General features: G+C 44.9%; 23 protein-coding genes. 1 reads left to right on the top strand and 22 read right to left on the bottom strand.

Annotation, left to right across the window (positions count from 1 at the left end):
• Nucleotides 1-86: 86 nt before the first annotated feature.
• The 20 genes from trxB to NYR25_02020 all read right to left on the bottom strand — a co-directional run bounded on the left by trxB (nt 87) and on the right by NYR25_02020 (nt 19,626).
• Complete coding sequence (gene trxB, locus NYR25_02115) at nt 87-1,010, bottom strand: thioredoxin-disulfide reductase (GenBank protein ID UWF34227.1); 924 nt, start codon at nt 1,008-1,010, stop codon at nt 87-89.
• Nucleotides 1,011-1,202: 192 nt separating this feature from the next.
• Nucleotides 1,203-2,078 carry a UTP--glucose-1-phosphate uridylyltransferase GalU gene (galU, locus tag NYR25_02110; protein ID UWF34226.1) on the bottom strand — a complete coding sequence of 292 codons (876 nt, stop codon included), beginning with the start codon at nt 2,076-2,078 and terminating at the stop codon, nt 1,203-1,205.
• Nucleotides 2,079-2,100: 22 nt separating this feature from the next.
• Nucleotides 2,101-3,117 carry an NAD(P)H-dependent glycerol-3-phosphate dehydrogenase gene (locus NYR25_02105; GenBank protein UWF34225.1) on the bottom strand — a complete coding sequence of 339 codons (1,017 nt, stop codon included), beginning with the start codon at nt 3,115-3,117 and terminating at the stop codon, nt 2,101-2,103.
• Between the two features lie 76 nt (nt 3,118-3,193).
• A complete protein-coding gene (gene lgt / locus NYR25_02100) occupies nt 3,194-4,039 on the bottom strand; it encodes a prolipoprotein diacylglyceryl transferase (GenBank protein UWF34224.1) in 846 nt (281 codons plus the stop codon).
• A 12-nt stretch (nt 4,040-4,051) separates the two neighbouring features.
• Nucleotides 4,052-4,990, bottom strand: coding sequence for an HPr(Ser) kinase/phosphatase (gene hprK, locus NYR25_02095; protein UWF34223.1), 939 nt, complete (start codon nt 4,988-4,990; stop codon nt 4,052-4,054).
• 15 nt (nt 4,991-5,005) lie between these two features.
• Complete coding sequence (locus tag NYR25_02090; GenBank protein UWF34222.1) at nt 5,006-5,365, bottom strand: phage holin family protein; 360 nt, start codon at nt 5,363-5,365, stop codon at nt 5,006-5,008.
• A gap of 18 nt (nt 5,366-5,383) precedes the next feature.
• Complete coding sequence (locus tag NYR25_02085; protein UWF34221.1) at nt 5,384-5,707, bottom strand: PspC domain-containing protein; 324 nt, start codon at nt 5,705-5,707, stop codon at nt 5,384-5,386.
• A 200-nt stretch (nt 5,708-5,907) separates the two neighbouring features.
• Nucleotides 5,908-6,570 carry a phosphate signaling complex protein PhoU gene (gene phoU, locus NYR25_02080; protein ID UWF34220.1) on the bottom strand — a complete coding sequence of 221 codons (663 nt, stop codon included), beginning with the start codon at nt 6,568-6,570 and terminating at the stop codon, nt 5,908-5,910.
• A 12-nt stretch (nt 6,571-6,582) separates the two neighbouring features.
• A complete protein-coding gene (gene pstB, locus NYR25_02075) occupies nt 6,583-7,341 on the bottom strand; it encodes a phosphate ABC transporter ATP-binding protein PstB (GenBank protein ID UWF34219.1) in 759 nt (252 codons plus the stop codon).
• A gap of 12 nt (nt 7,342-7,353) precedes the next feature.
• Nucleotides 7,354-8,151, bottom strand: coding sequence for a phosphate ABC transporter ATP-binding protein PstB (pstB, locus tag NYR25_02070; protein ID UWF34218.1), 798 nt, complete (start codon nt 8,149-8,151; stop codon nt 7,354-7,356).
• An 11-nt stretch (nt 8,152-8,162) separates the two neighbouring features.
• Nucleotides 8,163-9,050 (bottom strand): phosphate ABC transporter permease PstA, encoded by an 888-nt coding sequence (gene pstA, locus NYR25_02065; GenBank protein ID UWF34217.1) that lies wholly within the window; start codon nt 9,048-9,050, stop codon nt 8,163-8,165.
• A complete protein-coding gene (gene pstC / locus NYR25_02060; protein ID UWF34708.1) occupies nt 9,047-9,958 on the bottom strand; it encodes a phosphate ABC transporter permease subunit PstC in 912 nt (303 codons plus the stop codon). The genes pstA and pstC overlap by 4 nt, the downstream gene beginning before the upstream one ends.
• Complete coding sequence (locus tag NYR25_02055) at nt 9,954-10,835, bottom strand: phosphate ABC transporter substrate-binding protein PstS family protein (GenBank protein ID UWF34216.1); 882 nt, start codon at nt 10,833-10,835, stop codon at nt 9,954-9,956. The genes pstC and NYR25_02055 overlap by 5 nt, the downstream gene beginning before the upstream one ends.
• A gap of 337 nt (nt 10,836-11,172) precedes the next feature.
• Entirely contained in the window at nt 11,173-12,561 is a 1,389-nt protein-coding gene (locus NYR25_02050) for an ATP-binding protein (protein UWF34215.1), read from the bottom strand.
• Nucleotides 12,533-13,237, bottom strand: coding sequence for a response regulator transcription factor (locus NYR25_02045; GenBank protein ID UWF34214.1), 705 nt, complete (start codon nt 13,235-13,237; stop codon nt 12,533-12,535). Before NYR25_02045 ends, NYR25_02050 begins: the two co-directional genes overlap by 29 nt.
• An 11-nt stretch (nt 13,238-13,248) precedes the next feature.
• Nucleotides 13,249-14,365 (bottom strand): peptide chain release factor 2 gene (prfB, locus tag NYR25_02040; GenBank protein UWF34213.1). Its coding sequence is split into 2 segments (ribosomal slippage): nt 13,249-14,292 and nt 14,294-14,365, totalling 1,116 coding nucleotides; the frame shifts between segments, so codons are not numbered across the junction.
• A 77-nt stretch (nt 14,366-14,442) separates the two neighbouring features.
• Nucleotides 14,443-16,803 carry a preprotein translocase subunit SecA gene (secA, locus tag NYR25_02035; protein ID UWF34212.1) on the bottom strand — a complete coding sequence of 787 codons (2,361 nt, stop codon included), beginning with the start codon at nt 16,801-16,803 and terminating at the stop codon, nt 14,443-14,445.
• 149 nt (nt 16,804-16,952) lie between these two features.
• Nucleotides 16,953-17,507, bottom strand: a complete 555-nt coding sequence (gene raiA / locus NYR25_02030; protein UWF34211.1) for a ribosome-associated translation inhibitor RaiA — start codon at nt 17,505-17,507, stop codon at nt 16,953-16,955.
• A gap of 128 nt (nt 17,508-17,635) precedes the next feature.
• Nucleotides 17,636-18,310: a phosphoribosyltransferase family protein gene (locus tag NYR25_02025; protein UWF34210.1), complete on the bottom strand. Its 675-nt coding sequence runs from the start codon at nt 18,308-18,310 to the stop codon at nt 17,636-17,638.
• Nucleotides 18,310-19,626 (bottom strand): helicase-related protein, encoded by a 1,317-nt coding sequence (locus tag NYR25_02020; protein ID UWF34209.1) that lies wholly within the window; start codon nt 19,624-19,626, stop codon nt 18,310-18,312. The genes NYR25_02025 and NYR25_02020 overlap by 1 nt, the downstream gene beginning before the upstream one ends.
• Nucleotides 19,627-19,658: 32 nt before the next feature.
• On the opposite strand from NYR25_02020, the gene NYR25_02015 reads away from it, so the two are divergent.
• Entirely contained in the window at nt 19,659-20,297 is a 639-nt protein-coding gene (locus tag NYR25_02015) for a YigZ family protein (GenBank protein ID UWF34208.1), read from the top strand.
• Nucleotides 20,298-20,323: 26 nt separating this feature from the next.
• Here NYR25_02015 and NYR25_02010 read toward each other — a convergent pair whose 3' ends face one another.
• Complete coding sequence (locus NYR25_02010; protein UWF34207.1) at nt 20,324-21,499, bottom strand: undecaprenyl/decaprenyl-phosphate alpha-N-acetylglucosaminyl 1-phosphate transferase; 1,176 nt, start codon at nt 21,497-21,499, stop codon at nt 20,324-20,326.
• A 223-nt stretch (nt 21,500-21,722) separates the two neighbouring features.
• A complete protein-coding gene (locus NYR25_02005; protein ID UWF34206.1) occupies nt 21,723-23,555 on the bottom strand; it encodes an APC family permease in 1,833 nt (610 codons plus the stop codon).
• Between the last annotated feature and the right edge of the window lie 23 nt (nt 23,556-23,578).

Here is a 23,578-nt window from a genome sequence, read left to right as displayed (position 1 = left end):
TCACCAAAAAAGCCTCCAGAAACCAAGGTCTTCCCTAGCTTCTGGAGGCTTCGTAATTTTTTTAAATGGTTAATGACTTCACACTTTTAGGATAACGATTGAATGTATTCGTAAGCCTGTTGTCCAGCCGTACCACCTTCACCAACTGCCGTAGCAACTTGGCGAAGGTTTTTCTTCCGTACGTCCCCAACTGCTAAAATTCCTGGAACCTTGGTATGCATCAAGTCGTCAGTTGGAATCCAGCCGTTTTCGTCTAAGATTCCTAAATCCTTGAATGGTGCGGTCATTGGCTTAACCCCAACGTAGATAAATACCCCCGCAGCTTCAATAAAGGAATCTTCACCAGTTTGGTTATTTTTAACCTTCACGCCGGTAACTTTATCATCACCCACAATTTCGGTTACGTTGCTGTTCCAAACAAATTCCATCTTGGGGTTAGCAAACGCCCGATCTTGGCTGATTTTTTGCGCCCGGAGTTGGTCCCGCCGGTGAATAACGGTAACTTTTGAAGCCAATTGAGTTAGGTAAATTCCTTCTTCAATCGCTGAGTCACCACCGCCGACCACGATCAAGTGCATCCCCTTAAAGAAGGCTCCGTCACATACCGCACAGTAGGAAACTCCCCGGCCACTAAATTCTTCTTCACCAGGCACGCCCAGCTTTTTATATTCTGAACCAGTCCCAATGATGATGGCTTTTCCAACAAATTCTTCGCCCATGTCGGTCTTTACTAATTTAGTTGCCCCATCGTCACGAATTGATTCAACGCTGCCGTAAGCGTACTCTGCGCCAAATTGGGTGGAACTTTCGTACATTTCCTTCGCTAAGTCAGGTCCTAAAATCGACTTAAATCCCGGATAATTTTCAATGGCTGCCGTGTTATTCATTTGACCACCATAAATTCCACGATCAAGCATTAGCACCGACAAATTAGCACGCGATGCGTACAAAGCTGCCGTCATCCCGGCTGGTCCCGCACCGATTACTATCACATCATATTGCTTTGCCATAATAATCCTCCATATCTGATAATGAATCCACTATACACTTACTTTTAATAACTGTCCATTGTTCTGTATTATAATCACTAATTTAAAAAATACATTTTTAATGCTCAGCAAGTTACCAAGCAACCTTTTGCTAATAAATAAAGGAGACCGGGACCAAAAGTCCGAGCCTCCCTTAAATAACGTATAGTAATTTTATTTGAGCGTTTTAGCTAAATCCTTAATGTAGGCCTTAAGTTCATCCTTAGTTTCTGGATGCTTCAAGCCATATTCGATGTTGGTCTTTAAGAAACCAAACTTGTTACCAACGTCGTAACGGTCCCCGTTAAATACCTTAGCAAATACCCGTTGCTTCTTATTTAACGTATCGATTGCGTCGGTTAATTGAATTTCGTTACCTTCACCAGGTTTTTGGTTTTCTAGAATATTAAAGATTTCTGGAGTAAGTACGTAGCGACCAATAATCGCTAAGTTACTTGGTGCTTCATCAACTGCTGGTTTTTCCACAAATTTAGAAACGTTGTACAAGCCCTTTTCCACTTCTTCAGATGGATCAATGACCCCGTACTTCGAAACTTCATCATGTGGGACTGGTAAAACAGCCAATGTAGAAGCGCCAGTATCTTCAAACGAATCAACCAGTTGCTTAGTTAGGGGAACCTTGTCTTCCATCAAATCGTCACCTAACATAACGACAAATGGTTCGTTACCAACGAATGTCTTCGCAGTTAAAACCGCGTCCCCTAAACCACGGGGATGACTTTGACGCTTGAAGTACATGTTCAGACCGGTGGTTTCTTCAACCATCTTCAACATTTGCTTCTTGCCCTTTGCCTTTAAGTTAGCTTCCAATTCAGGAACCGCGTCAAAGTGGTCTTCAATTGCCCGTTTACCTTTTCCGGTAATGATCAAGATGTCTTCGATTCCAGATTTCCGTGCTTCTTCAACGATGTATTGAATCGTAGGCTTATCCACGATTGGCAACATTTCCTTAGGCGAAGCCTTGGTTACTGGTAAGAATCGGGTTCCTAATCCCGCTGCTGGTATGATTGCTTTACGTACTTTTGTCATAAAAACTCAAACCTCCAAATATTTACTCTAATTCTGATTTTCCATCCCGGTGCATAAGGTCATCAATGACTTCTTTAACACCTTTTTCATTATACAACACATCGTAGATGGCTTCAGTAATTGGCATCTCAATGTGTTTTTGTTGGGCCAATTCGTAAGCTGCCTTAGTAGAAGGAATCCCTTCGATGACCATCCCCATCGTATCGATAACTTCTTGCAACTTCATTCCTTGACCAAGCTCGTTACCAGCCCGCCAGTTTCGAGAATGCACACTCGTAGCCGTAACGATTAAATCACCAACCCCAGATAAACCAATAAAGGTCAGTGGCTTAGCCCCAAAGGCAACGCCTAACCGTGAGATTTCAGCTAACCCACGGGTAATAAGGGCTGCTTTAGCATCGTCCCCATAACCAAGGCCGTGTAAAGCACCCGCACCGATTGCAATGACGTTTTTCAACGCCGCACCCATCTCTACGCCGATGATGTCGTCATTGGTGTAAACACGGAAGTAATGGTTCATAAATAATTTTTGGACCATTTCAGCACTTGCTAAATCAGCACTTGCCGCCGTTACCAACGTCAAGTCTTGCTTAGCAACTTCTTCGGCATGACTTGGGCCAGACAAGACCACGATCGCCTTCCGGTACTGACTTGGAATTTCTTCTTCCAAAACTTCGGAAAGTCGTTTGTGAGTTCCTAACTCAAGTCCCTTACTTGCATGAATAATTACTGGTTGTTGCTTTGTTTTTTCTAAAACGGCAACCATTTGTTGAGCAACTAAGCGCATTACCTTAGTAGGAACAACGAAAAGTACCGCGTCAACATCCTTCAACGCGAATTCCAAATCGGTTGTCGCTACTAAACGTTCATCATACTTAAAACCTGGCACGTAATGCTCGTTAGTGTGTTGGTCGTTAAGTTCTTGAGCTTGCGCCTCCATGTTTGTCCAAGCAACTACATCATTGCCATTTTGAACCAACATGTTTGCTAAAATACTGCCCCATGAACCGGCTCCTAACACTGCAACTTTTTTTGCCATTATTAATCCCCTTACAATCTATAAAATATAATTATTAAAAAATATGTACCCCTTCATTATCGTATATAAAGGTACTTTACTCAAGGTCTTTTGGTGCGAACTGGTTTCCATCCAAGTAGTCGGGGACCGAGTTTTGGACCCGCGTCCGACGCCAAATTAATAGAACAATTGCACCCATAAATAACGCTACCGACAGCCACTGGGAAACCCGAATTCCTAATAACATAAGGCTATCCGTTCGCATTCCTTCCACGAAGAACCGTCCGAAAGAATACCAAATCACGTAGCTCAAAAAGATTTCACCTTGTTTAAAAAGTTTTGGAACGTGACGCAAACTCATTAACACAATAAAGCCTAAAATGTCCCATACGGATTCGTACAGGAAGGTTGGTTGGCGAAACGCACCGTTGATCCACATCTGCTGAATGATAAAGTGCGGCAGGTGCAAACTTTGTAGAAAAGCCAGGCTGGTCACCCGGCCGAAGGCTTCTTGATTCATAAAATTGCCCCACCGCCCAATTCCTTGAGCCATGATCAACACCGGAGCGATGATATCCAACATCAACCAAACCGGAATCCAGTAGTACCGACAAAATAGGTAAACCACGATTCCGGCCCCAATCAACGCGCCGTAAATCGCAATTCCACCATCCCAAACCCGAATAATTTCGGAGAGGTGGTTTTGATAGTAACCCCATTCAAAAATCACGTAGTAGGCGCGTGCACTAACAATGGCCACCGGTAGCGACCACAAAATCAAATCGTAAATGCGATCAGGGTCGACGCGCCGTCGTCGTGCCTCCCGAACCGCTAAAATGGTTGCCAAGACTACCGCGGACGCAATGATAATTCCGTACCAATGCACCTGGAGACTCCCCCACGTAAACGCAATCGGATTTAAAGCTCCGACACTTAAATTCACAAAATCCACTTCCTATGCTTGCGAGTTATCTTTAATCAACGCGTTAAGGTTTTGGTCGAAAACTTTCGTAGCGTCGTAACCCATATTTTTAGCCCTAAAGTTCATTGCAGCGGCTTCAATGATGTCCCCGAGGTTCCGTCCAACACGAACCGGAATCGTAATTTTGGGGATGTCTAAATCAAAGAAATGCCGGGTTTGTTCACCATTACCGAGCCGATCAAAATGGGTTTCTTTATCCCAATTTTGCAAGTGGACGATTAGGTTAATATCGGTGCTGTTCTTAACTGAACTAGCCCCGAACAAATTCATTACGTCGATAATTCCCACTCCCCGAATTTCTAACAAATGACGCAGAATGCGGGGTGCTTCCCCAATTAAGGTCTGTTCATCCTGTTGGTAAATATCGACCCGGTCATCCGCAATCAACCGGTGACCGCGCTTAATAAGGTCGAGAGCCGTTTCACTCTTCCCGATTCCGGAATCACCAGTAATTAAGACCCCTAACCCGTAAATTTCCACGAGTTCGCCATGCACCGAATCCCGTTCAGCTAAGCGATCCTCTAGGTAGTTGGTCATGTTACTTAATAATCGGGAAGTCGGCAGGGTCGACGTTAAAATCGGCACCCCGTTGTCCTTCGCCGCCTTAATTAACTCCTTAGGAACCGGCAGGCCCCGCGAAATTACAAAGGCGGGGGTTTGCTTATCGGCCATTTGACTGTAGACGACCGTGCGATCCGCACTCGTCATACTATCCTTTGCGTACGAAATTTCAGTTTGACCGAACAACTGAATTCGCTCCCGCGGATAGAACTTAAAGTAGTTAGTTAATTCTAGCCCTGGACGCGAAATATCGCTGACCGTAACCTGTTTTTTATCTAACAGATCCTCCCCGTAAAACACGTCGAGCCTGATTTTTTTTACTAATTCTGTAATTGAAACACTATCGGCCATTACAATGGGCCTCCTTTAATAACGATTGGAAAAATGATTTGAAATAATCATGTTACAAATCGACAAAATCACCGATATCAACATCGTCATCCCGAATGACGAAAAATAAAAGTTAGCGGGACCAACCAGTGCCGACGTAAACGTCAGCATCAACGCGTTAATCACGATGCTGAAAAATCCTAAGGTCAATAACGTGATTGGTAGCGAAATAATTTGTAAAACTGGCCGGACGCTAGCATTTAAAATTGCCAACACGAGGCTTGCCGCTAACGCAATCCAAATGTTAGAAACGTAGAAATTTCCACTATTTTGGAAAAATCCCGTTAAAGCGACAAATAAAATTCCATTCACTAATACTCGTTGCCAAAAGCGCATTTGCATTCTCCTAATCTTTTATTCATCGACGTCGTGTACTTCGGCGTCCTTAATTTCTTTTCTTTGCCGTGATTGCTTTTGTCCGGGAGCTTTTCCCGAAAAGCCAGTCCAGTTGGCAAATTGTTGAAAGAATCCCGTATTTTGGCTTGGCATGTACCAAGCTAAAATAAAGTACGGAATCAACAACAACCCGTGTGATAGTAAAATTAGTACTAACGCAATGATTCGGGTAAGGGACTTATCCCAGCCAAAATGCTCCGCAATGCCGCCACATACTCCAGCAACAAAACGGTCGTTAGACTTTGTAAACTTTGATTTGAAATCTGATTTCAAACATTTCACCTCTAAGCTTTTTAATTATCTGTAATTTTACAGCTTTTCACTTTCGATTAGCAAACTTTATCCCCATAAAAAGTACGGGTATTACCAAAATTTTAAATTAATTTGCTTTTAAAGGGAACACCGCCCCATTATGGTTGGTAGTTTTCTTACCTAAAATAAAAAAGCAGAAATCACCATCGCAATTTCCACCCCGTTTAAGCCTAATTATCCCCAGACAATTCTGTAATTCTTCCAGTTTGGTTGTACATGATCCACTCCACCACGTTAATTACGTGGTCGCCGATCCGTTCCAAATAGCTAGCAACCATCAAGTATCCGGTTCCCCCGGTAACCACTTTGGCATCGCTCTTCATTTTACTAGCAATATTCTGACGTATTTTCTTAAAGCTCGTTTCAATTTGGTGGTTAGCCGCAATAATTTCCTTAGCTAACCGCCCATCCTCCTTAACGTAAGCGTCAATCGTGGCATCCAACATTCCACGTACTAAGTGAGTCATCTCCGCAAGCTCTGCTTCAATTATCGCGTCTCGTTGATGGCCCTTGATTCGAATGGTTTCCTTAGCAATCCCCACTGCATGGTCGCCGATTCGTTCCAGTTCCGAACTTGCCTTTAAAACTACGATCACCTGCCGAAAATCATTAGCAACCGGTTGTTGTAAGGCCATCAAATTAATTGCCTGGTCTTCTAACCGCACTTCGGCAACGTTGACCTGCTCATCGTGATCAATCACGGATTGAGCTAGCTCGCGATCGTGGTCAATAAAAGATTTAGTCGCCTGATAAATTTGTTCCCCCACGTCCAGCCCCATTTCCGTGAACTGTTCTAACAACCGTTTGAGTTCTTCTTTAAAAATTCCTTGCATGCCAATTCCCCCTTAACCAAATTTACCGTTCAAGTAATCATTCGTTGCCGTTTGGTCTGGATTTAAAAATAGTTTAGCAGTCGGCCCCGCTTCCACTAACTGACCGTTTAAAAAGAACGCCGTCTGGTCTGAAATTCGAGAAGCCTGTTGCATATTGTGGGTCACTATCGCTAAAGTGTAATCTTCTTTCAAAGCCACCAAGCTTTCTTCCACCTTCCCCGCCGAAATCGGGTCTAGCGCACTAGTTGGTTCGTCTAAAAGAATAATTTCTGGTTGGACCGCTAACACCCGGGCAATGCAGATCCGTTGTTGCTGACCGCCCGAAAAAGAAAGGGCGTTGCTTTTTAAATGGTCTTTCGTTTCTTGCCAAACCGCTGCCTGTTTTAAACTCGTCTCCACCCGCTCCGCTAAAACTTGTGGGTCGGTGATTCCCGCAAGTCGGAGGCCGTAGGTGACGTTATCATAAACCGAAAACGGAAATGGGTTAGGCTGTTGAAAAACCATGCCGACCCGTCGTCTTAAATCCGCTTCGTCAGTTTGGGCATCGTAAATGTCTTTGCCCGCGACCCGAATCGTTCCAGTCACCCGTACATCTGGAATTAAATCATTCATCCGGTTCAAGCAACGTAAAAAGGTTGATTTACCACTTCCCGACGGACCAATTAACGCCGTAATTTGGTTTTGTGGCAAGTTAAGGTTAATCCCGTGCAAAGCCTCCGTTTCCCCATAAGATAAGCGCACGTCTTTTGCAGTCACCACGTTATTACTCATTACCCTTCTCCTTTAACCAAAGTTTCCTGAGATATAATCTTCCGTCAATTTTTCGCGGGGGTTGGTAAAAATATTTTTAGTGGTATCAAATTCCACGATTTTACCTAAATGCATGAACGCCGTATAGTCGCTTAGCCGCGAAGCTTGTTCCATGCTGTGTGTGACGATGATGATCGTATACCGCTTTTTCAATTCCCGCAGCGTGGTCTCAATCTTAGCCGTCGACACCGGATCCAGCGCGCTAGCCGGCTCATCCAACAATAGAATGTCGGGATTCATCGCCAACGCCCGGGCAATGCACAAACGTTGTTGCTGTCCTCCCGAAAGGGCTAAGGCGCTCCCGTTTAACCGGTCCTGCACTTCATCCCACAATGCGGCCTGCCGTAAGCTCGTTTCAGTTACTTCAGCTAATTGCGCAGAATCTCGCACTCCATGTTCGCGTAATGGAAAGGTAACGTTACGTTCAATTGACTTGGCAAACGGGTTCGGTCGCTGAAAAACCATCCCGATTCGCCGCCGCATTTGGTAAATATCGACGTTATCCGTGTTAATGTCTAACCCCCGGTACATGATGCTTCCAGTCACCCGCGCAATCCCATCATTCATCCGGTTTAAACTACGCAAGTAAGTCGATTTTCCCGAACCAGACGCACCGATCAACGCGGTAATCGAATATCGCGGGAATTGCAACGAAGCGTCGAAAAGTGCCTGCTTATCACCATAGAACACTTCTAAGCTATGTGTTTCCAACGCAATTTCACGGTCAGTTGGAAACTTCAAGATTGAGTTTTCATTTACGTTTGTTTGCATTCTGTTTCCCCCTATCGGCTCGCGGTAATCCGCCGGTATACCCAATTTCCTATACGACGGGCACTGAAGTTAAAGATCAGTACCACGATAATCAAGACTGCGGAAGCTCCCGCTGAAACTTGACTAGCATCGGGCATAATTCCTTCCGTGTTAATTTTCCAAATGTGAACGGCGAGGGTTTCTGCCGGGCGAAAAATGTTCAGCGGGCTAGTACTGCTGAGTGGATTCCAATCTGCGTAATTTAAGCTTGGCGCACTTTGTCCGGCGGTAAAGATTAGCGCGGCTGCTTCACCGAACACCCGTCCCGCACTTAGAATCACGCCGGTTAAGATTCCGGGCAAGGCAGCTGGAAGGATCACCTTAGTAATCGTGTGCCACCGGGAAATTCCTAACGCCAATCCAGCTTCCCGTTGCAAATCGGGCACCCCCGCCAGGGCGTTTTCAATACTTCGGGTTAACAACGGAAGATTGAAAAGCGTTAGGGCAATTGCGCCTGAAAGGATGGAAAAGCCTAACTGAAAGTGCACCACGAAAAGTAAAAACCCAAACAATCCCACCACCACTGAAGGTAGCGAACTTAAAACTTCGATCATAATTCGCATAATTTCGGTGATTTTATTTTGGGGAGCGTACTCATTCAAATAAATTGCCGCCCCTAATGCGATTGGGAGGGATAGTATGAGGGTCAATACTAACAAGTAAAACGAGTTAAATAGTTGGTCGCCAATGCCGCCACCCGCACTAAACGCGGTTGCCGAAGAGGTTAAGAACCGCCACGAAACGTGTGGCAATCCCGTCACTAAGATAAAGCCTAGCAACCCGATTAGAATCAAAACCACCAATCCCACCATTGCGTAAATCACGCCGGTCGCAATTCGGTCAATACGTTTCGCCTTCATTTAAACGCCCCCTTTTTACCAATCAACCGAATTAACAGGTTGAAAATTAGTGACATTATCAACAGTACCAGTGCCAAGGACCATAAGGCGTTATTTGGCAAAGTGTCTAATACCGTGTTTCCGATTCCGGTGGTTAGAACGCTGGTTAAGGTAGCCGCTGGAGTAAGAACGTCCTTTGGCAAAACCGCAGCATTCCCAATTACCATTTGGACCGCGAGCGCTTCCCCAAAAGCACGCGCCATTCCAAAAATAATCGCCGTCAACAACCCGGGTAAGGAAGCCCGGACCACCACTTTAGAAATTGTTTGCCACCGGGTTGCTCCTAGCGCTAGCGAGGCTTCTCGGTAGTGCCGCGGAACGGCTTGTAAGCTATCCACGTACATTGCGGTTACGGTCGGCAAAATCATCACTAATAAAACTAAGGCGCCGGCTAAAATCCCAAAACCGGTTCCACCAAAAATGCTACGCAGCGCGGGCACCACCACCGTTAAGCCCACGAATCCGTAAACTACCGATGGGATTCCTACCAATAGTTCAATCACCGCTTGAAGTAGTCCGCGGCGGCGTTTGTTCGCAATTTCTACCATAAAGATGGCCGTTGCCATTGCTAAAGGGGCTGCTAAAAGCGCCGACCCTAGGGTAACCGCAAAAGAGCCCACAATCATTGGTAACGCTCCGACTAACGGCGTTGGTTTAGCCGTGGGATTCCAAATCGTTTTAGTGAAAAATTCCCCCACGCTAATTTTATTTTCTGAAAAGGTGGCTAAACCTTTGGAAGTAATCATAAACAGGATGGCTAACACTACTAGCATGATTACCCCGACGCAAATCCGCGCAATCAACTTGCCAACTTGATCTTGCCGCGCCGCCCGCGACTTTTGCGTCAATTCTTTTTGGATTTCATCAATCATTTTGCTCCCCCCTGACTGGAATTACCTTTCCGTCCATGGTTCGTTTTACCTGCATATCATGAATCGAAATATACCCTAAATCACTCACCAAATTCTTTTGCACCGGTTGGGACGTCATGTATTTAAGAAAGTCTCGAGTCGCTGCATTGGTCTTTAACTGCGTATACATGTGCTCATAAGACCAAATCTTCCACCGGTTCGTTTGCACGTTTGCCGCGGTGGGCTGGACTCCGTCAATCGCTACCGGTTGTAATTGCTTGTTGAAATACGAAAAGGATAGGTAACTGATGGCTCCGGGAGTTGCTTGTACCACCTTTTGTACGGTACCGTTAGCATCCTGTTCTTGAGCATTTACCGCTCCGCCATTAGGTAGGACCGTCTGCTCAAAAGTCTTTCGAATTCCGCTACCTTGCGCCCGGTTAATTACCACAATCTTTTCGTCCGGCCCGCCCAACTGCTTCCAGTTCGTTAGCTTTCCGGTAAAAATCTTTTGCAGCTCGGACATGGTAAGGTTCTTGATCCCCACGTCCTTATTGACTACCGGTGCCACACCAACCACTGCCACCCGGTGGTCCTTTAATTGGCTAGCCCGGATTCCATCTTGTTGTCCGGCATAAACGTCAGAGTTTCCAATCTGTACTGCACCTTGTTGCACTTGTCCCAGACCAGTTCCTGAGCCCCCGCCCTGCACGGTAATTTGTGCTTCTGGGTGGGTGACTTGGTAGTCGGCCGCCGCCTTTTCCACTAAAGGTTGCAACGCGGTCGAACCAACAATCGTCACTTTTTGGGTTGCATCCTTATTTTGACAACCCGCAAGTAACCCGATCCCCAAAATCAATCCGCAACTAAGCAGCAATTTTAGCCATTTATTCATTAGCGAACCTCCCGTTTTCCTGTTCCTTGCTTACATGATTAGCTTACGTAAACTAGGTAAAGGTTCGATATGGGTAATGTAAAGATTATGTAAAGATGTTAGCAGGGGGAAAGCCGAAAATTTTAACGAGTACGAATACTTAGCTAGCATCCGTTTAATCGGAATTGCCCCAAATTGGAGGGATAACCAGCACCAACTAGTTTTTCCCCATTTTGGCCGTACAAAAACAAAAAAAGCGCTCCTCAAAAATTTTTTAGATTCTTGAGAAGCACTAATTTTGCATTTTTTATAAGAAACGTCGGAATTTTCCAACGCTTTAATGGCACTAATTATTGCATTAAACTCGTCGCTTAAACCGAACCACGACGGTAGTACCATTGTCGTCATCCCCCGATTCAATCCGTACGCTACCGCCCATATCTACAACGGCTTCCTTGACAATTGCTAACCCGAGGCCGGTACCGCCCTTCACCGCGTTGTTAACCCGGTAAAAGCGTTCGAAGACCCGTTCGGACTGGTCTAATGGAATACCAATCCCGGTATCACTGACCGACAATTCCCAACTATCATGGTGCGAAGCGTATTCGACCTTAATTTTTCCACCATGACGGTTGTAACTAATCGCGTTAGTAATTAAGTTCTTGGTAATTTGGAAAAGGTCGTTTTCTACCACGGTTTCCATTGCCGTTTCCGGAATTTTATTTTCCACCGTCAACTGCATTTCTTGTAAATTGTTTTGTAACATGTGGAATTGCTGTTCCACGTAGGCGTACAAGTTAACCTTTTTCCACGTTTTCGGCTCGTTTTTAACCTGTGACATGGTTAGGATGTCATCTGCCAAACGCACCAATTTATCACTTTCAGATTTGATGATGTGTAGAAAATTATCCAGCGTTTCGGGGTCATCCTTGGCACCTTCCAACAACGTTTCCGCAAATCCGGCAATTGAGGTAATTGGGGTCCGTAGTTCATGAGAGGCATTGTTAACGAAGTCTTGTTCAATTCGTTTGGACCGTACGCTTTCAGTTACGTCATAAAGTAACACGATAATTTCAAATTTGTGGTGCACCTTGGGGCTGTAAACCACGTTAGTTTCAAAAATATACGATTGACCGCCGTCTTCTAATTCAAGCGTTTTGGTGACGCTTTGCCGACTCTGGAAAACTTGGTCAACTAGGTTTCTTAACTCCTGGTTTCGGACATCCAGCGTATAGGGATGCGGAATGTCTAATCCCGTGATGCCCAACCGGTTAATGGCGTACGTATTTGCCACTTGTAATTCCCGGTGCCGGTTAATTACTAACACCCCTACCGGCAGGTTATCCATAATCGCCTTCAATTCGTTTTGCTGATTGGTCAGCTCGTGAATTTGGTGGCGCTCGTGTTTGCTAATCTCATTAACAGCCTTCGATAATTTATAAAACGGGTCGTCCGGGTCCAAGTAGATTTTAGGAACCTTATTTCCCTTAATGGTTTCTTCCAGATTAATCCGGAATTGGTGTTGCCGTTCAATGATGTTCTTTTGGTTACTCCAAAAAACAATCACTTCAATTACGGTAATCAGTAAAATTACCGCAATCATCAAAGTCATGTCGACCCGGGTAACCCGCGGATTTTCCTTGACAATTAACTTATAAACCAGAAAGGCCATGAATGCATTTCCAATCAAACTTGCTAGCCCAAACTGGATGGTTTTTCTAATGCCCTTCTTTTGTGAAGAACTCATAACCGAACCCCCTAATAGTTTTAATCAGCCGTGGATGTTTTGGATCGTCTTCTAGCTTATCGCGTAAATGGCTAATGTGCATATCCACAATGCGCGTTTGTCCGCCATACTCATATCCCCAAACTTGTTCAAGGATTTGATCCCGTGATAAAACTTGGTTACTATTTTGAAACAAAAATTTCAGTAATCGAAATTCATTAGGCGTTAAAGCCACCGGCTGCCCATTTTTTTGTACCGTTAGTCGCTTAAAGTCAATCGTAATCCCCGTCGCGGGTAATTCAGGGGCGATTTCCTTTAAATCAACCGCCCGGTTAGTGCGCCGCAAAATAGCTTTAATCCGCGAAATCAATTCTTGTGGGCTAAACGGCTTGGTTAAGTAGTCGTCCGCTCCTAACTCTAACCCTAAAATTTTGTCCACTTCGCTAGATTTAGCCGTCAACATAATTATGGGGATTTGTTCATTGAACTTACGAATTTGTTTGGTGGCTTCGACCCCGTCCAGTTGGGGCAACATCAAATCCATGATTACAAAGTCAACCTTCCCGTGTTGCACTTCTTTAACGGCATCAACTCCGTTATCTACACTGATCACTTGGTAATTAGCCTGCTTTAAATTATACGTTAAGAGCGTAACGATTGCCGGTTCATCATCGACCACTAAAATTGTCATTGCCATGAAAAAATCTCCTATTTAGGATTACGTTTCTGCAACTTCCATTGTAAATACGCGTTAATAAAGTCATCTAAATCACCGTCCATCACGCCCTGAACGTTCGCGGTTTCTAGGTTAGTTCGGTGATCCTTGACCATCGAATACGGATGGAAAACGTAAGAACGGATTTGAGAGCCCCAGCCGATTTCTAGCTGGGTGCCCTCTAACTTAGCCTTTTCTTCAGCTTTCTTCTGTTCTTCTAATTCGAACAGCTTAGCCTTCAACATGTTCATTGCGGTAACCCGGTTTTGCAATTGGGAGCGTTCTGCTTGGCTAGCGACCACGATTCCGGTTGGCAAATGGGTAATCCGAACGGCTGAAGAAGTTTTATTAATGTGCTGTCCACCAGCCCCACTAGAGCGGTAAACGTCCACCCGTAAGTCATCCGGGTTAATGTTAACTTCTACCGAGTCGTCCAATTCGGGCATTACGTCTACCGAAGCAAACGAGGTGTGCCGTCGGCCAGCTGAATCAAATGGTGATAGCCGTACGAGACGGTGCACCCCTTTTTCCGAGCGAAGGTATCCGTAGGCATTATGACCCATCACCCGAATTGTAACACTACTAATTCCGGCAACTTCGCCGGCTTGGTAATCTTCAATTTGTACCTTAAACTGGTGTTGTTCTGCCCAACGGGTGTACATCCGTAGTAACATGGACCCCCAATCCTGAGATTCGGTTCCGCCCGCTCCCGGATGGATTTCCAAAATAGCGTTATTGGCGTCATACTTTCCGTTTAACAATAATCCTAGTCGGTAATCGCGTAATAGTTTAGCCGTTTGCGTAAGCTCATCTTCAAATTCTGCCTGCACGTCGGCGTCTGCTTCCATTTCTAACAGTTCCAGAGTTACCTCTAAGTTTTCCACATGGTCAGTTAAATTTTTAAAATTATCATACTTCGCTTTTAATACATTGGTTTCGTTAATTATTTTTTGGGCTTTTTCCTGATCATTCCAGAAATCAGGTTCTGCCATCTTAGCCTCGTTAACACTGATGCTTTCGTTCAACGCATCTAAGTCAAAGAGACCTCCCGAAGTCTGCGACCTCTTTTTGCATATCTTCAATTTGATGTTTTGCGTCCGTTAGCTCCATTTCATCTACTCCTTTTTTCGTTTAACTAAAAAAACTGGGTCAGCTTTGCCGCCTCCCCAGTTTATATTATAAAGCTACTATCGTTCAAGGTTTTGTCGAATTTCTGACTTCATGAATAGTCGGGTAGTTTCGTATTCAATATCCGTAACCATTTCGTTGAACATCCGGTAACCTTCTTGTTGGTATTCAACTAGTGGGTTTAATTGGCCGTAACCCCGTAGCCCAACTGATTGACGCAATTGATCCATCGCATCAATGTGGTCGGTCCAGTGTTGGTCAACCACTCGTAAAATAACTACCTTTTCAAATTCAAGAATTTGTTCAGGAGCGTACAACGCGTCTTCCTTTTGTTTGTACATTTGGTCCGCCAACTGCTTCAAGTAATCCTTGATTTCGTTAGCCGATTTGCCTTCCAAATCCTCACGCTTAATGTCATTTTCGTTTACTAAGGTGGTCCGAGCAAATTCCACAATCGTGTCTAGGTCATAGCTCTTCTTCGTCTTGGCCGTATGTGCGTCCACTACCCGGTCAATCGTCCGGTAAACCATTGGCATTAACACATCTTTTAGACTATGTTCTTCCATAATCACTTGTTGCCGTTCCGCGTAGATAACTTCCCGTTGTGCCCGCATTACGTCATCATATTGTAAAACGTTCTTCCGGGCATCGTAGTTGTTACCTTCAACCCGTTTTTGGGCTGATTCCACTTGCCGACTAATTAGCCGACTTTGGATAACCGCATCTTCGTCCGCAACCTTCATCCGGGAAAGTAAATCTTTGATTCGTTCAGAACCAAACCGAATCATCAAGTCGTCTTCTAGGGAAAGGTAGAATTGTGACATCCCGACGTCCCCTTGACGTCCAGAACGTCCCCGCAACTGATTGTCAATCCGGCGAGATTCGTGACGTTCGGTACCAATTACGGCTAACCCGCCTAGTTCAACTACGCCAGGTCCTAATTTAATATCGGTTCCCCGACCAGCCATGTTAGTCGCGATGGTTACGGCACCTTTTTGACCCGCATTGGCAACAATTTCAGCTTCCCGAGCATGGTTTTTCGCGTTCAAAACTACGTGAGGAATCCGTTCACGGTCTAGCAACCGCGATAGATATTCGGAAGTTTCAACCGCTACGGTACCAACCAACACTGGTTGTCCCTTAGTGTGCAATTTTTTAATTTCCTTAACTACGGCTTTAAACTTGCTTTCCAAAGTTGGGTAAAGTAAGTCAGGACGGTCATCCCGAACCACTGGCCGGTTAGTTGGCACACTAACTACTTCCATGTTATAGATTTCGCGGAATTCTTCCGCTTCGGTTTGCGCCGTACCAGTCATCCCGGACAACTTCTTGTACATCCGAAACAAGTTTTGGTAGGTAATGTTAGCCATGGTCTTAGAACCATCTTGAATTTCAACGTGTTCCTTAGCTTCAATTGCTTGGTGAAGGCCGTCAGAAAAACGCCGGCCCTCCATTACCCGTCCGGTAAATGAATCAACGATCAACACTTCCCCGTCGGAAACTACGTAGTCCTTATCTTTGGTCATAATGTAGTTGGCCCGGAGTGCTTGGTCAATATGGTGATTTAAAGCACTGTTTTCCACGTCATATAAGTTATCCGTGTTGAAGTACTTTTCCCCGCGCCGAATTCCGTTTTCGGTTAATGAAATTGACTTAGATTCCCAATCAATCGTGTAGTCGCCGTCAGTAAGCGTCTTTACAAACCGGTCTGCACGTTGGTAAAGGTTAACTGAGGGTTCGGTCTGTCCAGAAATAATCAACGGAGTCCGCGCCTCATCAATCAATACCGAGTCGACCTCATCAATTAACGCGAAGTTTAATGGTCGTTGTACCATATCTTCCTTATATACAACCATGTTATCCCGTAGGTAGTCGAACCCGATTTCACTATTAGTGGAGTAGGTAATGTCGCAATTGTAGGCTGCCCGCTTTTCGTCAGGAGACATATCGGCAGTATTCACTCCGACTGTCAAACCAAGCCACTTGTACAATTCACCCATTTCAGTGGAGTCCCGTTCCGCCAAGTATTCGTTAACAGTAACTACGTGAACCCCTTCGCCACCTAGGGCATTTAGGTAAACTGGCAACGTAGCGGTCAAAGTCTTTCCTTCACCAGTCTTCATTTCGGCAATGTTCCCACCGTGAAGAACCATTCCACCAATCAACTGAACCCGGAAAGGAAAGAGCCCTAACACACGTTTTGCGGCTTCCCGTGCGACCGCGAAGGCTTCAATTAAAATATCATCAAGGGTTTCCCCGTTTTTTAAACGTTCCTTAAATTCTGGCGTTTTTGCCTTTAATTCTTCGTCACTTAATTGTGCCATTTGGTCCTTAAGGGCATCAATTTTGTCGGCTTTCTTTCCCAGCCGTTTGATTTCACGGGCATCACTTTCAACCCATTTTTTTAAAATGTTTGCCATGTATAATTCCTTCCGTACTCTTTTAAATCGTATCCACGATAAACTTGTCTAAGTTTATCATTTTTTTCTATATTATCAAAGTTCATCAAAAAAAGCTTAACAAACCTTGTGTGGTCTATTAAGCAATCCTTATTTTTTAACATTTACAATTATTCGTTAGCGGATTCAATTAAACCATAGCGACCGTCGTGACGCCGATAAACAATGTCAACCGATCCTGTATCAGCGTCTTCGTAAATAAAGAAGTTATGACCTAACATGTCCATCTGCAAGATTGCTTCTTCAGCTCCCATTGGTTTCAAGGATACTTGCTTAGTCCGCACAATGTCAAATTCATTGGTCTCTTCTTCGTCTTCGCGAGTGTCTTCTTGAGGGATTTCAACACCCTTATAACCCGTTTCCCGTGACTTGCGATTAATTTTAGTTTTGTATTTACGAATTTGTCGTTCCAATTTGTCCGTCACTAAATCTACGCTAGCGTACAAATCAGGCGATGTCTCTTCTGCTCGTAATACCAAGTATGGTAATGGAATGGTAACTTCTACTTTAGCTGTCCGATCTTGGTATACCTTCAAATTTACGTGTGCTTTTGGATTAGCACCTTGATCAAAGTACTTTTCGATTTTACCAATTCTCTTTTCAACGTAATCTCGAATTGATTCTGTTACTTCAATATTTTCACCACGTACATTAAAATCAAGCATAAGACTCTCTCCTTTCAACTGTGAACAAAGTGCGTCCACGTGCAGAAATATAAGTTTTACTTCATGTATTTCTGTACACTTATATTATAAATGAAAACGCTATAATAAACAATTGATACACTCAAAATCTATCGGCAAAGCGTAATCGAGCGGACGTGGCGGGCCCCATGGCTGCTAAGCACTGCTCCCGCCTGGCGGACGGTCACACCGGTAGTGTAAATATCATCAATAATTACCCATTTAGTTCCCGCAATTTTTTGCGGCTCAACGACCCGAAAAGGATTTTCCCGTTGAAGTCGTTCCTGCCGGTTGCGCTGGAATTGATGGCGGGCTTTTTCAGAGCGATGACTGGTTAAAACCGGCTCAAATTTCAAGCCTTCAATTAGACCAATCACCTGGTTAAATCCCCGCACCCTCATTGTACCTTGATCAACGGGAATTGGTACTAAATGTTCGTCTTCTTTAACTAAACTTTGAATAAAATTGACAAATTCGTTGCAAAACGCGCGCCGTAACCAATAGTCTCCTTGGAATTTATAACGTTGAAAATATTCCTTCATTATCGCATTGTACTGAAAAAGAGCGTGATTAGTAAATTGATCAGCCCATTTTTGACAATCGGCACACTGTAACTGATTAGCCAGTCGGCCACAACTTACGCACACCTTCCGTCCCCGCAAATCTACCAACTGTTCTTGACAGTCCTGACAGAGCACCCGTGGCTTAGCTCGTCGAAAGCTAAGGATAAAGGACAAATTGACCCGCGAGTTAAGCCGCCGGTTACATAATAAACACTGTTGCATTACTTAAAAGCCTGCCGGTTCATAAATTTAATTTGCCGCTGAGCCCTTTTAATTCGACGAGTGAGCATTTGACAGATAAACAAAACGGTCCCCGTTGGCCGTTGGGGACTCCGTCCTACCCGACCGGCGATTTGCACAAGGGCTGCCATTGAAAAGACCTCGTCGTCAGCTCCCAAAACCGCTACGTCGATTCCTGGAAAGGTAACCCCCCGCTCTAGAATTGTCGTCGTAATTAAGCCGGTCAACCGCCCTTCTCGCATTGCCGAAACCTTTTCAAGGCGTTCGGGATCTTCCGCGTACACCGTTGCTAGTTTAAGGTCTGGAAATTGCTTTTGCACGGCTTTCAAAACCAAGGGTAACTGTTCAATTCGCGGAACAAACAGCAAAAACTGGTGCTGGGCGCTAACTTGAGCAGCTAAAAACTGCCGTAATCGTTGCGGGAGTCGTTGTTGATGCATTAATTTTAACCAGTCTCGTCCACTATCCACCTTAATTTTAGGAAGCGGGTGTCCGTGAAACCGGCGAGTCAAATAACTCGTGGGCAGCCGGTGTGCACGACTATCCTTTAACAATTGCCCGTCTGGCGTGGCCGTTAAGTAGACGGTGGTGCCCGCTTGCTTGCGTGCGTGGCGAGCCGCATAATGTAGCTCCGGATTCATCGCAAAAGGAAACGAATCCACCTCATCAATGATTAAAACATCAAAGGCGTGGTAAAATCGAAGTAGCTGGTGCGCGGTACATAAGACTAGCTGCGTATACGTATACGGAGCCGTGGTGCGACCGTGCAACAACGCAATGGCAACTTCCGGGAAGGCCGCTTGGATTCGTGGGTAGAGCTCCAGAACCACGTCAATACGCGGTGATGCAATTGCGACCCGAAGTGCCTTTTTTAAGGCAAAATCAATTCCCGGAAAAAGCATCTCAGTTTTTCCGGCCCCCGTTACCGCCCATAATAAGCGGTCATTTTTTTGGGTGATCGACGCAATAATTTCATTGGCACAGCGTTGTTGCGCTTTGGTTAACTGACCTTTCCACTTCAAATACGACCGCCCCGCAGGAAAATGGTTCGGTTCGGGTAAAGTCCCTAATTGCACTAATGTAGACATCCGGCCGAGGTTTAGACAATGTCGACAATAATACTGTTGATTAGGTAAGCTGCCCTCCTTTAACGAAGTGGTAGCCCCGCAGCGTTGACACTGGATGCGTTGCTTTTGCACGATAACCGCGGGAAAATAATTCAACGTCGGATCGGTAGCCTCCGCCCGGTTAACCGGTACTAGCCGGCCATAATACTTTTCTTTAAGATTTGCTTCCATACTATAAAGATACTTAAAAAGGAGACCTTTTCTTGAAATTAATTTTATCCGTCAAAGAAGCGGTTATTACCGAACAAGATATAAAAAAATCGCGCTTCATCAGCCGGATCATTCCGGTAAAAACCGAAGAAGATGCCCAAGCTAAAATTGCGGCTATCCGAGAAACCGAAGCTAAAGCCACCCATAATTGCTTTGCTTACGTGCTTGGCGACCACCAGGATATTCAACGCGCTTCCGATGATGGTGAACCTTCTGGTACGGCGGGCGCTCCCATCCTGGAAGTTTTAAAACGTGAACACCTTACTAACGTGTTGGTGGTGGTCACCCGGTACTTCGGTGGAATTAAGTTAGGCGCCGGCGGGTTAATTCGGGCTTATGGTTCAAGCACGTCCCTTGCCGTACAAGCCGCTACCCTAATGGAGTCGGTAGACCAAGAATTGCTAATAATTACCGTTGATTACCAAAATAACGACCAATTAACTTACTATTTAGAACAACATCAAATTACCCAGGTAGATCATGAATATACCACCCAAGTGATTACTACCGTCGCGGTGGACCAGGATCAAGTGACTAATTTGAAGAAAGAATTAACCGGACTCTTTAGCGGCAACGTTAGTTTTAAAGACGGCGGGCAACAACGGGTTCAAGTCCCGTATCAACCCCAATAGTTACTTAACTAAAAAAGCATCACGACTTAATCGTGATGCTTTTTTTGGTGGTGCCGTTCACTACGCGAACGCACCCGGTCTTTTAAAGTATCTTCTTCTTTAAATTCATTGCTGGCAGTTTTAGAAGTGGTCGTTCGGACGAGCCGTTTGATCCAACTTAACATTGGGGTCCGATTTTCTCCCACTAGGCCAATTGCTTCAACAAATAATTCAATTCCAACTAAAATTCCCACCGTTAGCAGTACCGAGCCCCACAATGTGGAAAGTGGATAAAGTAACGCGATGAAGGAAAAAATCATTGAAATGCCATAAATCACCAATACAGTTTGTCGATGGGTGAGCCCCATTTGCATTAAGCGGTGGTGTAGATGCCGTTTGTCGGCGTGAGCAATCGACTGTTTATTTAACAACCGCCTTAAAATCGCGTATATCGTATCGGTCAACGGTACTCCCAAAATCATTACCGGAATCAATACCGAAATGAAGGTGGCGTTTTTTAATCCTGAAAGTGAAAAGACCGCGATCATAAATCCAATAAATAGTGCCCCGGTATCTCCCAAATAAATGCGAGCCGGAAAGAAATTATAAGGTAAAAAGCCCACTTCTGCAGCAACTAACGTAAAAATCATAATTACGATGTAAATATTTGTGGATGGTAAAAAGAACAGGCCGGTGAACCCGGTCGTAAATAGCGCAATGATGGTGACCCCGGTAGCCAAACCGTCCAGGCCGTCCAACAGGTTAATTGCGTTAGTAATCGCCGCAATCCATAGCAAAGTAATTGGAAGCGATAGCCATCCTAAGCTAACGATCCCGATAAACGGTAAGGTCAAGGTCGTCATTTGCACTTCCGCGAACCAATACACTACCAAAGCCGCGAGTAAGATTCCAATCATTTTCTGCGAAGGTTTTAATTCAAAAATATCATCAATAATTCCGGTTAACATAATTATACATTCGCCGAAGAAGATTCCGTAAAATTGCGGGTTAGGAATTTGATTTCTTAACAAGAAGAAAAGTGAAAAATTAAACGCCATAAAGATTGCTAACCCGCCCATCGTTGGCATCGGCACTTTATTAACCCGTCGAGCATTCGGCTTATCAACCGCCCCAATTTTAAAAGCAATTCTTCGGACAAATGGTGTTAAAATCGCCGAAATGATCATGGTTGCAAACAAACTGACCACTATTTCAAATCGCATAATTTGTCCTCTTTTATGTTCATAATAAGTTCATTATACCGAAATTCGCATGCCTTATACAGTAACTTCACTGAAAACTCACATAATTTAACGGTATTTTTCATTTTAAAACGACAACGTTTCCCCCAGAAAAACAACATCTATTCACTTCAACGAAGCTTTTCCCGGAGTCTTTGCACAAAAAAACGGACCAAGCAGGTTGCCCTTCTCGATCCGTTTACTTTTATTTCAAATGATAATTATACGTAGAAACAATGATATTTTCCCGTGAATTTAATGCTGCCCGTAACCGTAAACCAGTTTGGTTATGCAAGATGTTTTGCCATGGCTTGCGTGGGACGAATTGTGGGACCAATACCGTCGTGGTGTAATTTCGTTCTGCCGCCCGCTTAGCGATTACGTCACAGAAACGAAGTGTCGGATTGGTAATCGAACGGTATGACGAATGAATATCGATAAACCGCACATCCGGATATTCGGCTTTGAATTCCATTGCCGTTTTATGCTCTTTTTCTGGGTTAGCATCAAACGAAACGTGCATGGCGATTACGTAGTCCCCGATTGACCGAGCGTAGTTGATTGCACCCGAAGTCACTTGGGTAACGTTGCTAACCAACACAATTACGGTTGAACCATCGTAGTCGTGTAAGTTAACCTTGCCCTTTTCCACAACCCGCAGTTGATCAGCAACTTCGTCGTAGTGTTTACGGATCTTGTAGAACATCCGTAATAGTAGTGGCATAACCACGAAGTATGGCCAAACGTTGCTAAAGTGTAGGAATAGCAAGCAGACTACTAAGACTGCCGATAGTAGCGCTCCTAATAAGTTAGCAGAAGCGTTTATCCACCAATGAGCGCCGCCTTCCCGTTTCCAATGCACGATCATTCCGGATTGTGACAGTGTGAACGGTACGAAAACCCCGATTGCATAAAGAGGGATTAAGAGTCCGGTTTGTCCACCGAAGATCAAGATCAACACGATTGCACCCGCCGCTAACGAAATGATTCCGTTAGAGTAGCCGAGTCGGTCGCCCCGATCCATATAAGCATGGGGCATGAACTTATCCTTGGCCAAGTTGTAGGCCAACATTGGAAAGGCCGAGAACCCGGTGTTTGCGGCTACCGCCAAAATCAACGCGGTTGACAATTGTAGGATATAGTAGAAAATCCCGTGGCCGAAGACCGTAACCCCGATTTGGGAAAGCACGGTTTGCGAACTCATCGGCGTAATTCCGCTGTAGTAAGCTAAGAACGTGATTCCCGCGAAGAACGAAGCCAAAATCAACGACATGATTGCCAAAGTAGCTGCCGCATTTTTCCGCCGGGGTTTCTTGAAGTTAGGCACCGCGTTACTAATCGCTTCCACCCCAGTCAGGGAAGAAGAACCAGAAGATAACGCCCGCATGAAGAGCACGAAGGTCATTCCCGGCACGGTCGAGCCAATTGCTGCCGCCGCGTGATAAGTAACTTGTCCGGTAACGATGTTATATAACCCTACGATAATCATTATCGAGATTACCACTACGAACAGGTAAACCGGGATGGTAAGGAAACTTGCCGATTCCCGTAACCCCCGCAAGTTCAGGGCCATAATTCCGAGAACAATCAGCACCGCGATGGCCACGTGGTACTTCTGCAACGCCGGAATTGCCGAAGTGATCGCTTCGGTCCCGGAAGTCACACTTACGGCCACCGTCAGCATGTAATCAACTAACAGTGACCCCCCGGCGACTAGCCCGGCTGAAGTCCCCCAGTTCTTACTAGCAACTACGTAAGCACCGCCTCCCGAAGGATACGCCTTAATAATCTGACGATATGACACCGTAATTGCAAATAATAGCACTAACACAATTGCTGCGATCGGGATTGAATACCAAGTTGCCGCAGCTGATAAAACAATTAAAACCGAAAGAATTTCTTCGGTACCATATGCGATAGATGATAAAGCATCTGAAGATAGCAGAGCGAGCGCCTTAAATTTCGTTAACGCTTGGCCACTTTCATCTAACGTCTTCAGTGGTTTACCAATTAAAATACGTTTCAAATACGAAAACATTTTTTACTCTCCGTTTTTAAAAA

The sequence above is a fragment of the Pediococcus acidilactici genome, from assembly GCA_024970065.1.
GTDB lineage: Bacteria > Bacillota > Bacilli > Lactobacillales > Lactobacillaceae > Pediococcus > Pediococcus acidilactici_A.
The sequence above is the reverse complement of the archived record's forward strand: the minus strand, read 5'-3'. Positions and strand labels throughout refer to the sequence as shown.